Annotated in this window: 11 protein-coding genes; 6 read left to right on the top strand and 5 right to left on the bottom strand. The window is 65.3% G+C overall.

Annotated elements, in window-relative coordinates:
• Positions 1-220 precede the first annotated feature (220 nt).
• The 3 genes from AB3X95_RS32640 to AB3X95_RS32630 all read left to right on the top strand — a co-directional run bounded on the left by AB3X95_RS32640 (position 221) and on the right by AB3X95_RS32630 (position 2,637).
• Complete coding sequence (locus tag AB3X95_RS32640; protein ID WP_176380734.1) at positions 221-1,279, top strand: sigma-54-dependent Fis family transcriptional regulator; 1,059 nt, start codon at positions 221-223, stop codon at positions 1,277-1,279.
• A gap of 246 nt (positions 1,280-1,525) precedes the next feature.
• Entirely contained in the window at positions 1,526-2,104 is a 579-nt protein-coding gene (locus AB3X95_RS32635) for a hypothetical protein (protein WP_368623454.1), read from the top strand.
• A gap of 23 nt (positions 2,105-2,127) precedes the next feature.
• On the top strand, positions 2,128-2,637 hold the full coding sequence (locus AB3X95_RS32630; protein ID WP_255209158.1) for a hypothetical protein: 510 nt from the start codon (positions 2,128-2,130) through the stop codon (positions 2,635-2,637).
• Between the two features lie 68 nt (positions 2,638-2,705).
• Here AB3X95_RS32630 and AB3X95_RS32625 read toward each other — a convergent pair whose 3' ends face one another.
• A complete protein-coding gene (locus tag AB3X95_RS32625; RefSeq protein ID WP_176109243.1) occupies positions 2,706-4,052 on the bottom strand; it encodes an AAA-associated domain-containing protein in 1,347 nt (448 codons plus the stop codon).
• 19 nt (positions 4,053-4,071) lie between these two features.
• Positions 4,072-5,823: an ABC transporter permease gene (locus AB3X95_RS32620; RefSeq protein ID WP_368623453.1), complete on the bottom strand. Its 1,752-nt coding sequence runs from the start codon at positions 5,821-5,823 to the stop codon at positions 4,072-4,074.
• A 778-nt stretch (positions 5,824-6,601) separates the two neighbouring features.
• Here AB3X95_RS32620 and AB3X95_RS32615 point away from each other — a divergent pair.
• Both AB3X95_RS32615 and AB3X95_RS32610 read left to right on the top strand, forming a co-directional pair.
• Positions 6,602-8,293 carry a sensor domain-containing diguanylate cyclase gene (locus AB3X95_RS32615; protein WP_176367049.1) on the top strand — a complete coding sequence of 564 codons (1,692 nt, stop codon included), beginning with the start codon at positions 6,602-6,604 and terminating at the stop codon, positions 8,291-8,293.
• A gap of 168 nt (positions 8,294-8,461) precedes the next feature.
• Positions 8,462-8,728, top strand: a complete 267-nt coding sequence (locus tag AB3X95_RS32610) for a hypothetical protein (protein ID WP_013088792.1) — start codon at positions 8,462-8,464, stop codon at positions 8,726-8,728.
• A gap of 60 nt (positions 8,729-8,788) precedes the next feature.
• Here AB3X95_RS32610 and AB3X95_RS32605 read toward each other — a convergent pair whose 3' ends face one another.
• The gene (locus AB3X95_RS32605; protein WP_176109246.1) at positions 8,789-10,105 is read right to left on the bottom strand and encodes an ATP-binding protein; all 1,317 of its coding nucleotides are present in this window, start codon (positions 10,103-10,105) and stop codon (positions 8,789-8,791) included.
• Positions 10,089-10,814 (bottom strand): response regulator, encoded by a 726-nt coding sequence (locus tag AB3X95_RS32600; RefSeq protein ID WP_018419780.1) that lies wholly within the window; start codon positions 10,812-10,814, stop codon positions 10,089-10,091. The genes AB3X95_RS32605 and AB3X95_RS32600 overlap by 17 nt, the downstream gene beginning before the upstream one ends.
• A 218-nt stretch (positions 10,815-11,032) precedes the next feature.
• Between AB3X95_RS32600 and AB3X95_RS32595 the strand changes: the two genes are divergently transcribed.
• Positions 11,033-11,578 (top strand): periplasmic heavy metal sensor, encoded by a 546-nt coding sequence (locus AB3X95_RS32595; RefSeq protein ID WP_176121209.1) that lies wholly within the window; start codon positions 11,033-11,035, stop codon positions 11,576-11,578.
• A 147-nt stretch (positions 11,579-11,725) separates the two neighbouring features.
• On the opposite strand, the gene AB3X95_RS32590 is transcribed toward AB3X95_RS32595, so the two are convergent.
• A complete protein-coding gene (locus tag AB3X95_RS32590) occupies positions 11,726-12,436 on the bottom strand; it encodes a pirin family protein (RefSeq protein ID WP_368623452.1) in 711 nt (236 codons plus the stop codon).
• Positions 12,437-12,613 lie beyond the last annotated feature (177 nt).

Raw genomic sequence — 12,613 nt, 5'->3', positions numbered from 1 at the left:
GTGCCCGGTATATTTACCGCTTCAGCGCGCTGAAAAAGGCCAATTTCGAGCACTTTCGACCGATTGCGCGCACGACTGCCGCAGCGGCTGCCGGTTCGATTGCCGGAATCCGTGTCGAAGTGGTTAAATCGTCTTTTATGAGATAGTGGCTGTACGGTCTCCCGCATTCAAGGCCTGCGCGCCGCATCACGAACTTCATTTGCACAGGACTCCCCCTTTTATGGCGTCAATCGATCTGGACTCGCCCACCGTGTCCGCCGGCGGCAATGCTTCGCCACAAGCGAAGCAGCGCGTCGGGGACGCCGTCGCGGGACTGAAATCGTACGGGCTGCTGTACGGCTCGTCGCCGGTGATGCTCGATCTGTACGAGCAGATCGAACGCGTCGCCGATACCGACGCGACTGCGCTGATCATCGGCGAGTCGGGCACCGGCAAGGAGCTGATCGCCCGCACCATCCACGAGCGCAGCGGCCGCAAGGACGGCGCTTTCGTCGCCGTGAACTGCGGCGCGATTCCCGATGAGCTGATCGAAGCCGAGCTGTTCGGCCACGAAAAAGGCAGCTTCACCGGCGCGGTCCAGGGCCGCATCGGCTACTTCGAACATGCGAACGGCGGCACGCTGTTTCTCGACGAAATCACCGAGATGGCGCCGGTGCGCCAGGTCAAGCTGCTGCGCGCGCTCGAAACCGGCACGTTCTATCGGGTCGGCGGCAACGAGCTGATCAGCGGCAACGTGCGCGTGATCGCCGCGACCAATCGCGACCCGGCGGTGGCCGTCAAGGAAAACGGCTTGCGCGAGGATCTGATGTACCGGCTCGCGGTGTTTCCGCTGCGCGCGCCGCCGCTGCGCGAGCGCGAAAACGATCGCGAGCTGCTTGCGCAATACTTCCTCGCGCAGTTGAATCAGCAGGAATCCACCAACAAGAGCTTCAGCAAACGCTCGATCGAAACGCTGCGTTCGTGGTCCTGGCCGGGCAACGTGCGCGAGTTGAAGAACGCCGTGTATCGCGCGTTTATTCTCGCGGAGAAGACCGTCGAATTGCCGCATCCGCATCTTGCGTCGCGAGTCAAGAAAGCGGTCACGCAAGGCGACGCGATGAGCGTGTGGATCGGCACGCCGCTCGCCGACGCGCAGAAGCAGATCATTCTCGGCACCCTCAAGTACTGCGGCGGCGACAAGCGGCGCGCGGCCAAAGCGCTCGGCGTGAGCCTCAAAACGCTGTACAACCGGCTGAGCGCATACGGCGACGAAGGCGGCGAAGACGAAGCCGACTCGTAGGCACGCTGCAACATAGGCCGTTCGCCGCTGGCGGCGGCCTCCCAAATACCTGGCAGAGCCAGGCAAGCCATTCCGCCCATGCAGCAGAATACATCGCGGCGCACGATGTTTTGCAATTTCTTGCATTTTTTCGCTGCCAATTACAAAACGCATCCTGCACAATGCGGCAGCGTAATAAACGACGTGTCCTTCGTTTACACGCGCGACGCGTGAACGCAGGCACCTGTACGGGCAGGGACGGGAGAAATGCAAAAGAACATGGTGTGGGCCGACAACGCGAAGTCCGTTGTCGCAGCCAAACGCCCCCACGTAACAGCGCTGCTCGCGCTGGCGCTGGCGGTGTCGTCCGCATTGAGCGGCTGTAGCTCGTTGTACTCGGAAGGCGCGGTTGCGGGCGCCGGTATCGCGGGTGCCGCGGTCGCGGGCAAGGTCACCAGCAATGCGGCGGTCGCGACCGGTATCGGTCTTGGCGCGGTCGCCGCCGCGCGCGCCGGCGTGCAGTACTCGGAGCGCGTGGTCCACACGAATACGCAGAACAGCATCGCGCAGGCGGCCGGTCCGCTCGAGGTCGGCGCGGTCGCTCCCTGGAGCATCACCCACTCTTTCCCGATCGAAGACGACGAGCACGGCCGCGTGACCGTCAGCCGCCTGATCAGCACCGGCGCGCTCGACTGCAAGGAAATCGTCTTTTCCGTCGATCAGAACGCAACACGCGACAAGCCCGCTAGCAGCGCGTTTTACATCGCGTCGGTTTGCCGTGACGGTAAGGACTGGCGTTGGGCATCGGCCGAACCCGCCACCGAGCGCTGGGGTGCGCTGCAATGATATTGCGTTCGCCTGGCGTTCCGATGGGTGATCGGCTACGGCTCATCGCGGCCGGCGCGCTATGCGTCGGCGCGAGCCTGCTGGCGAGCGGCTGCGCGTCGATCGGCGCCGCGAGCGGCGCGGCGGCGGGTGTCGCTTCGGGCATCGTGACCAGCAATCCGGCCGTCGCGCTCGGCGTCGGCGTGGCGGTGCAGGCTGCCACCGACGAAGCGGTCGCGCGCTACATGCGCAGCATGCACAAGGATCAGCAGGATCTGATGGCGGCGCTGGTCGGGACGATGGCGGTCGGCGAAACGAAACCGTGGTCGGTCAAGCACACGTTGCCGATCGAAAACGGTCACGGCCAGGTGCGCGTGACGCGCGCGGTCAACTCGGCGCTCGCGCTGTGCAAAGACTTCGTGTTCTCGGTGCAGGACGGCGACGGCCCGAACGCGCCCGAGAGGTGGTTCACGGCGAGCGCGTGCCAGCAGGACAAGGGCTGGAAGTGGGCGACGGCCGAGCCGGCGGTCGCACGCTGGGGCAACCTGCAATAAAAAAAGCGGCGAAGTTTTCCTCGCCGCCTTTTTGTCTGAACCGCGGTCGCTTCCGCGGCAACCCGGGCTCAAGACTCCACGTCTTCCAGACTGAAGATTTCCGTCTGATCGTTATACGAAAAGATCTCGCCGTAACGGCCCCAGTTGATGACCGCGTCGAGCGTCTCTTCCGCCGCGCTGTCCGACAGGAAGTCTTCCAACTCCTGCTCGAAGCGCACGCGCGGCGCGCGATGCCCCGGCCGCTCGTTCAACACCTTCTTGATCCGCGCCGCGAGCGGCACGTGCCGCAGCAGATGCTCGGCGAACATCATCTTCCGTTCCTGGGTACCGAACTCGGAGAACACGCGCGCCGGCGGCGTCAGGAAAATGTCGCCCTCGCGCACGTCGGCGAAACCGAGGTGCTGCAGCACTTCGGCGATCGGGAACAGATCGTCGACCTCCAGATGCAGCGAGCGCGCGATTTCCGGCATGTCCGCGCGGCCGTGATACGGCGCGGCGGCGAGCGTCTCGATCAGACCGGCCATCAGGTTGGTCGACACGTGCGGCAGCCAGCTACCGAGCTCGAGCCCCTTCTTGGTCTTCTCGTCGGTCTGGCGCGCGGTCATCTTCGCGTAGATCTCGTCGACGAGACGACGGAACGCCGGGTCCAGACGATTGCGCGGATGCTTGAACGGCACCTTGATCTCGGCGATCACGCGGCCCGGGTTCGACGACAGCACCAGAATGCGGTCGCACATGAACACCGCTTCCTCGATGTTGTGCGTGACGATCAGCACCGCCTTGATCGGCATGCGGCCCTGCGTCCACAGATCGAGCAGGTCGGTACGCAGCGTTTCGGCGGTCAGCACGTCGAGTGCGGAAAACGGCTCGTCCATCAGCAGCAGTGTCGGATCGACGACGAGCGCACGCGCGAAGCCGACGCGCTGACGCATGCCGCCCGACAGCTCGCGCGGATACGCGTTTTCGAAGCCGTCGAGACCGATCAGGTCGATCGCCGCGAGCGCGCGAGTGCGCCGCTCCGACGCGCCGACGCCTTGTGCCTCGAGACCCGCTTCCACGTTCTGCAGCACGGTCAGCCACGGAAACAGCGCGAAGGTCTGGAACACCATCGCTACGCCCTTGGCCGGGCCTTCGAGCGGCTTGCCCATGTACGTGACTTCGCCGTCGGTCGGCTCGATCAGGCCGGCGATGATACGCAACAGCGTCGACTTGCCCGAGCCCGAACGGCCGAGCAGACCGACGATCTCGCCCTCGCGCAGCGACAGATTCGCGTCGTCGAGGACGAGCAGTTCACCCTGAGTCTTGTTGAAGCCGCGGCACACGTCCTTGACGCGCAGGATTTCCTCGCCGAGGCGCGGGGGCTTCGGCGGCGTCTGGATCGGCGCGGCGGTCATAGCAGCTTTAGGATTTTGCATCGCGTTAAGCCTTCATTTCTCAATCTAGACGGAGCTTGCCTTCGGCGTAGGCGTACATCGGACGCCACAGCAGACGGTTGAACAGGGTCACGAACAGGGACATCACGGCGATGCCCACGATGATCTTCGGATAGTCGCCCGCCGCGGTGGTCTGCGCGATATAGGCGCCGAGGCCATGCGCGGCGACCTTGGTATCGCCCCACTGCACGAACTCGGCGACGATGCTCGCGTTCCACGCACCGCCCGACGCGGTGATCGCGCCCGTCACGTAGTACGGAAAAATGCCCGGCAGCATCGCCTGACGCCACCACTGCCAGCCGCGAATGTGAAAATTCTTGGCCGCCTCGCGGTAGTCGTTCGGATACGAGCTTGCACCGGCAATCACGTTGAACAGGATATACCACTGCGTGCCGAGCACGATCAGCGGTGACAGCCAGATGTCCGGATTCAGGTGAAAGCGCACGATGACGATCACGAACACCGGGAACAGCAGGTTCGCCGGGAACGCCGCGAGGAACTGCGCGAGCGGCTGCACCTTTTCCGCGAGCGCCGGGCGCAGGCCGATCAGCACGCCGACCGGCACCCAGATCACGGAGGCGATCGCGATCAGCACCGCCACGCGCAGCAGCGTGATCAGGCCGAGCACGAACACGTGGCCGATCTCGTCGAGCGTGACGCCGGTGCGCACATACAGAAACACGCGGTACACCACGTAGACCGTGGCGAGCAGCACGATCGCCGCCCAGATGATGTCGCCGAGCTTGGAGTTCTTCTCGCGCTGCGGGATGTGAAAGCGCGGCGCGCTGAACGCGGGCAACTGGAAGCGCACGCGCGCCGCGCGCGCGAACATCCAGCCGAGCGGCACCAGCAGCCGGTGAATCAGACGCGTGCGGCGGATCAGGTCGAGCAGCCACGATTCCGGCGCATCGCCCGAACTCGTGGTCTCCATGCGGAACTTGTCGGCCCACGCGACGAGCGGACGGAACAGCAGCTGGTCATAGGCGAGGATCACGACCGTCATCGCGAGGATGACCCAGCCGATCGCGTGCAGATTCTTGTCGCTGATCGCCTGCGCGAGGTAGGCGCCGATGCCCGGCAGCGTAATCGTGTTGTTGCCGACCGTGATCGCTTCGGAAGCCACGACGAAGAACCAGCCGCCCGACATCGACATCATCATGTTCCAGATCAGGCCCGGCATCGAGAACGGCACTTCGAGCTTCCAGAAGCGCTGCCACGACGTCAGGTGAAAGCCGCGCGACACCTCATCGAGGTCGCGCGGCACCGTGCGCAGCGACTGGTAGAAGCTGAACGTCATGTTCCACGCCTGGCTCGTGAAGATCGCGAAGATCGCGGCGAGCTCGGCGCCGAGCACGCGGCCCGGGAACATCGCGAGGAAGAAGGTGACCGTAAACGAGATGTAGCCGAGCACCGGCACCGACTGCAGGATGTCGAGAATCGGCACCAGCACGAGGCCGGCGCGGCGGCTCTTGGCGGCCAGCGTGCCGTAGACCAGCGTGAAGATCAGCGAGGCGACCATCGCCGCGAGCATGCGCAGCGTGGTGCGCATCGCGTACTCGGGCAGGTTGGCCGGATCGAGCGAGATCGCCTGGGTCTTTAGCGTCGACATCGGCGCGAGCGTCTCGTGAAAGCCGATCGACGCCATCGCGATCAGGCAGATGATCAGCGGGAACGCGACGAAGTCCCAGCGGTTGGGCAACACCCGCCATGCCGACGCATTGGCGGTGCGCTTCAGGTTGAAGCTGAAATCCATCAGATGCCCTCCCTCTTGAAACAGGCATTCGAACGCTCGAAGGAGGCCGCGGCTCCGCGGCGGTCTATGGGTCGGTCCGGAAAGCGGAAATCAGGCATGGCAAAACGCGCGTGCGTGGTAAATCGTTAGCGTTGGAGACACATGGGCCGGCAATGGGCAGTTACGTGGACGCGTCGCCCACGACCACAACCATCACGCCGAACTCCTGTCGCCGCGTGCGCCGCCCGAGGGCTGGCGGGCTTTCCTCGTTTTGGACGGCACGACACTACACCATCCTATGTTTCAGGCACAACCTTTCGCCGCAAATCGCGAGACGGCGTCGCACGCCCGTGGCGTAAGGCTTCAGCAAGCCCCGGCCCGCGTCAACGCGCCGCACTGTACCCTGCTCGCGCGTACTTCGGCGTGACACGTCGCGAGGCTGTCTCGCGGCGTGGCGCGCAAGCCACATCGGCGCGTCGCCGCAGCCGCCGCCACTCATTCGCTCCATCTGCCCGCACAGCTATCAAGAATCCCGCGCGGCTGCCGTTAAGAATCTAATCGGCGCGGCATATGCAGACAGCATCCCAGCAATAACGGTGGCAACGTGCTTCGCGACGGTTAAAATCGGGAAACGACGTACCTGTTTATCAGCGATTCATTCCGGGCATGGCGACGGCGCAGCGCGCGTCGCTCGTGACGGAACGAAACCGCAGCTGACGCAGATAACGACACAGCGTTGAGAGCGCGCTGCCCACCAACAAGCAAGTTGCATGTCACAGCCAGACGGATCAGAGGGTCGATGAACAGGACAACCTTGCGCCAGGTAGCCGGGCCGGTCAGCTTCGTGCTGATCGTCCTCGTCTGCTGGTTCGTGGCTGGCATGGTCGCGGACCGGATGGTACAGCAAGAGCTGGACGCGGCGTTGCACACGCAGCGGCAAATGTCCACCTCGATCGTCGACAACATGGCTGAAGTGATTGCCAGCGACCTCGCGATGTCCCGCGCCATCCCCGCAACCATGGCCGAAATGGACGTGGTCCAGCGTGCCCTCGTGCGATCGCAGAATTATGCCGTGAACGGCGAGGCGGCGGAACCCGCGTTGCGGGCCGCGTTGCTGAAGGACCCGCAGATGGCCGCGGTCAGCAGGTTCCTGCATGAAGCGCAAGGCTTCTCCGGGCTCGACCAGGTCTGGATCGTCAACGCGAACGGCATCTGCGTCGCCTCCAGCAACACGATGTCGAACCCCGAGGGCGCGCAGCAATCGTTCGTCGGCATGGATATGCGCGCGCGCGGCTATCTGACGAGCGCACTGCTCGGCGCGTTCGCTGAAGCCTACGGCGTCGGTCGCGCGAGCGGCGAGCCGGGCATCTTCATCGCCGCGCCGGTGTACTCGGACGGCCTGCTGGTCGGCGCGGTGGTCGCCAAGGTCGGCATCGCGCGATTGCGCCACTGGGTCGCGCACGCGGGCACCTTCGTCTCCGACGAGAACGGCGTCATCATCATGGCGCACAACAGCGCGCTCGAAGGCCACGCATTGCCGAACTCGCGCGTCACGCAGATGAGCCCAGCCGAGCGGCGCATCATCTACCGCCGCGAGACCTTCCCCGACATGCTGATCCGCGAAGACACGCAAGTGCGTGAGCAGGCGCCGTGGGTGCCGGCCTCGGTCGCCGCGCAGCTGTTCGGCATGATCGAGCAACCGGCCCCGGCGCTCTATCAGAACCGCGGTGGCCTGAACTCCGGACTCTCCGCGCATCTGGTCGATCCGCTCGCCGCGTGGCCGGAACTGCTGCGCAACCACAAGCGCGACCATCTGCTGGTGTTCCTGACGCTGTCCGGCACCGTCGCGCTCGCGTGGGTGATCACCGTGTCCTACGTGCGCGAGCGGCGCCACCATCGCGCGACCCGCGATCTCGCCGAGCAGTTGCAGTCGGCCAATACGCTGCTGTCGGCCGAGGCGCGGCACGATGCGTTGACCGGCGCGCTGTCGCGGCGCTATTTCCTCGACCTGCTGCGCCACGAGATCGATCGCGCGCACGCGGGCCGCGAGCCGCTGTGCATGGCGATCGCCGATCTCGACCACTTCAAGCAGATCAACGACCGCTTCGGCCACGCCGCCGGCGACCGCGCGCTCGAACATTTCGTCGATACGTGTCGCGCCGAGCTGCGCAGCTCCGACGCGATCGGCCGGCTCGGCGGCGAAGAGTTCGGCCTGCTGCTGCCGGCCACCGATCTGGCAGGCGGGCGCGAGGTGGTCGAGCGTCTGCGGCTGCGGCTGAAAGCGATACCCTCGCCGAAGCTGCCGGCCGCGGCGGGGCTGAGCGTGAGCATCGGCATCACCGAGCTGTCGCCCGACGATCTGCCCGAGCGCCTGATGAGCCGAGCCGATACCGCGCTGTACGCGGCGAAAACCGGCGGGCGCGACCGCACCGAAGCGCTGCCGCCCGACGATACCGCACCGTCTGCGCGCACGGCGGTGAACGCATGGTGAATGCCCGACGCTAGCCGGAGTACTCAGCGCGACGGTATCGCCCTCTCCGCTTAGCCGACCCACGCCAACACCCTGCCCGCGCTAAAACGACGCCGAGCTTCCCGCAACGAAGCAGGTATCATCAATCCTGATATCGGAGTGTCACTACCGCACTAACGGGAGATTCGCATGAAGGGAAATCTGGTGATCGTCTGTCGCGATCAGGACGCTGAGGCATTCGACCATCTGCTCGCCGAATACGGCGCGTTCCAGACGCGTCTGTCGTCGACCGCGTGGTATCTGAAACTGGAGGTCGCGCCGGAATTGATTCAGGAGGAAATACTCGCGCGGCTCGGCAAATATACGACGCACTATATTTTCGAGGCGGAATCGGTGACGTGGAATACCGTCGATAGCGAAACGGCGAATGCGTTGAATACGCTGTTTTCGGACTGACCCCTCGCCGCTCGCGATGCCGACGCCCCGCGCGCGCATCGCGACTCCAATACCCCGCTCCTACCACGCATTTTCCGAGGCCGTCGCGACCCGCGGCAGCACTTCGAACGGAAAGCTCATCAACACCCGCAAACCGCGGCCGTCGTGATTGCCGATTTCCCATTCACCGCCCGCGCGCCGCACCAGCCGCTCGACGATCGCAAGGCCCAGCCCGCTGTGGCCGTTGCCGCCGCGCGCCGGATCGAGCCGCACGAACGGCCGGCTCGCGCTGATCAGATCCTGGGCGGCGATGCCCTTGCCGTTGTCGCTAACGGATAGCGTAAAGCCCTGCGGTGTGCGCGCAGTCGCGACGACCACCGGCGGCGCGCCATACGCATGCGCGTTGTCGATCAGGTTCGACAGGATCCGGTCGAGCGTGGCGGCGGGCAGCTGAAACGACGGCCCGGCGTTCAGCTCCGTGTGTACGATCGGCGCGCCGCTGGCCACCGCCCGATAACTGCGCACGACACGCTCGCACTGTGCATCGACTTCCACGGGTTCGCTGCGGTCCGCTCCGTCGTGCGCGAACAGCAGGAACTGCTCGACGATATGCGTCATCGAATCGACGTCGCGCACGACCCCGTCGCGCGTCTTCGCGTCGTCCATCATTTCGGCGCGCAGCCGCAGACGTGCGAGCGGCGTCTTCAGGTCATGCGCGACACCGGCCAGCATCACCGCGCGATCGTTCTCGGTGCGCGCGACTTCCTGCACCATCTGATTGAAGCCATGCGTGAGTTGCCGCAACTCGCGCGGCCCGCGCTCCGGCACCGGCGGCACCGGCAGCCCGCGGCCGAAGCGCGCGACCGCCTGCGCGAGCAAGCGCAGTGGCCGCTGGAGAGCCCAGGCGGCGAACAGCGCCGCCATCACCGCGAACGAGAAAATAATGACGAGCCACGACACCGTGCGGTCGAGCGAGCGCGGCATGCGCAGCGGTTGAACCGGCACGACGATCCAGTTTCGATCAGTCGCGGCGCGCACCCATAGCGTGGGCGGTCCGCCGGGCGGACTGATGCGCACCTGGGTGTCGGCCGGCATGCGGTCGCGCACGTCCTCGACGAAACGCTCGAGCGGCGGCGGCATGTTCGCGCTGGCTGCCGGTACATCCGGGCTGGCCGGGTCGACCAGCTTCACGCGCGACGGCAACGGTTGATCCGGTGTGCGGGCGACGTGCTGACGCACCGCGTCGACGAGGAAGGTCGCTTCCTCGACCGCGTAGCGCGTTTGCAGTTGCGAACGTTCGAGCCGCATCAGCGCGTACCACGCGAAATGCGACAACATCAGCACCGCGACGACGAGCAGTGCGAGCCGCCCGAACAGCGAATCAATGGGCCGACGCATGCTGCTCGCCGTCCGGCACGAACACGTAACCGCGGCCGCGCACAGTCTGGATGAAGCGCGGTGTGGATGGATCGGTTTCGAGAATGCGACGCAGGCGCCACACCTGCACGTCGATGCCGCGGTCGGTGCCGTCGTACTCGGGACCGTGCAGCAGTTCCAGCAGGCGCTCGCGCGTGAGCGTGCGCATGGGGTGATTGACGAAGATCTTCAGCAGAGCGAACTCGCTGCCCGACAGCGTGAGCGGCTTGTCTTCGAGATGCAGCGTGCGTGACTGGAAATCCAGCGTGAAGCGGCCGAAGCTGAACGGCTCGCGCTGCTCGGGCGCGGCCGCCGACGGCAGCGTGCGGCGCCGCCGCAGCACCGCCTGCACGCGCGCGAGCAGTTCGCGCGGATTGAACGGCTTGCCGAGGTAGTCGTCCGCGCCGAGTTCGAGGCCGACGATACGGTCGACGTCGTCGGCGCGCGCGGTCAGCATGATGACAGGGATATCGTCGCCCGATGCGCGCAGCTTGCGCAGCGCGGTGAGGCCGTCCACGCCGGGCATCATCAGGTCCAGCACGATGAGGTCGGGGCGCTCGCGCTCGAGGCGCCGTTCGAGTGAGCCCGCGTCGTGCAGCACCGAAACTTCGATGCCCTGACGGGCCAGATAGTCGCGCAGCAGATCGCGCAATTCGACGTCGTCGTCGACGACCAGGATTTGAGTAGCCATGAAATGAAGTTTAACGCGCGGCAGAAAGGGATTTCGTTTTCCAAACGGTCTGAAGGGTTACCGGGTGTTACGGTGAAAGCCGCGCGTAATTGCTGGTAATAGCGGCGTCCTGGCGCGTAACACAGCGGCGCACGCGGTTCTCTACGCTGTGCCTTACCGAGTGCAGGCAGTCCAAAGACCGGTTGCATCGTCGGCTATTCCATTACAAGGAGCCTCATATGTCCACCAAAAAGATGTCGCGCGTTCTCGCCGTTGCTGCCACCGCTCTCGCCATCGGCGTGGGCGCCGCTTATGCCGCTCAACCCGCCGCTCAACCCGCCGAGCAGGCGCACGGCGGCCCCGGCGGCTGGCACGGCCACTTCATGAAGGAATTGACCCAACTCCACGATCAGCTGAAGCTGAACGCCGATCAGGAAAAGCTGTGGCAAAGCGCGCTCGATACGATGAAGCAGAATCACGAAGCGATGCGCGCGAACCACAAGCAGGCTCACGACCAGTTCAAGGCCGCGCAGCAGCAGCCGATCCTCGATCTGAACGCGATGGCCGCGACGCATCAGCAGATCGAGCAGAAGGACGCGCAACTGCGTCAGCAAACCACCGACGCATGGCTCAAGTTCTATAACGGCCTGAACGACCAGCAGAAGACCACTGTCAGCACGGCGATCAAGCAGCGCTTCTCGCGGATGGAACAGCGTCACGAGAAGATGCGCGAGCGTTGGGAGCATCACCAAGGCGCGGCGTCGGCGCCGGCCGCTAATCAGTAAGCGGCGCGTTGCATCCGCGAGGCGTGCCAGGGAGGGCGCCTCGCAAATAGAAAAAACGCCACGGAAGAGGTTTTCCGTGGCGTTGTCGTTTGGCGCTGCTCGCGGCTCGGTCCGCGGTCCGCGGGCCGCGCGAACCAACCGTTCGGATCAGCCGTTCAACTGGCCGAGATCGAACAGCAGCACTTCCGCGTCGGCGCCCTTTTCGAGCGTCACCGTGTCGACGTCGCTGAGCTTCGCGGCATCGCCCGCTTCGAGCACCGTGCCGTTCACGCTCAGCGTGCCGCGCGCGACGTGCAGATAGGCGAGACGCCCCGCCGGTATTGCGAAGGTCGCGTGTTCGGCGCCGTCGAACAGTCCCGCGTAGATCGACGCGTCCGCATGGATCGTCACCGAGCCGTCGTGGCCGTCGGGCGACGCGATCACGCGCAGGCGGCCGCGCTTGCTGTCGGCGTCGAAGCGCTTTTCCTCGTAGCCGGGCTGATCGCCCGCGCGGCGCGGAATGATCCAGATCTGCAGCAGATGCGCGGGTTCGTCGCGCGACGCGTTGAACTCGCTGTGCTGCACGCCGGTGCCCGCACTCATGCGCTGCACGTCGCCCGGACGGATCGTAGAGCCGTTGCCCATGCTGTCGCGATGCGCTAGCGCGCCCTCGAGCACGTACGTGACGATCTCCATGTCACGATGCCCATGCGCGCCGAAACCTTGGCCGCCGGCGATGCGGTCTTCGTTGATCACGCGCAGCGGTCCGAAGTGCACATGCTCGGGGTCGCGGTAATCGGCAAACGAGAAGCTGTGATACGAGTCGAGCCAGCCGTGGTTGGCGTGACCGCGTTCTGCGGAGCGGCGAATCTCGATCATGGAAAGTCTCCCGGTAAGTACTCAATCAGAGCGATGCGAGGAATGTAGGGGCTGCGTGCCCACTAAACAATCGTGCGCGACCGCACCGCAGCGTTCCATCGCTGCATGCAATCGCACGCACGGCGCGGCCGGCGAGGTGACCACGCGGAAAGGCGGGCGCCCGGCTGCCCGGCGCCC

The organism is Paraburkholderia sp. BR13444, assembly GCF_040948755.1.
Taxonomy (GTDB): domain Bacteria; phylum Pseudomonadota; class Gammaproteobacteria; order Burkholderiales; family Burkholderiaceae; genus Paraburkholderia; species Paraburkholderia youngii.
The sequence above is the reverse complement of the archived record's forward strand: the minus strand, read 5'-3'. Positions and strand labels throughout refer to the sequence as shown.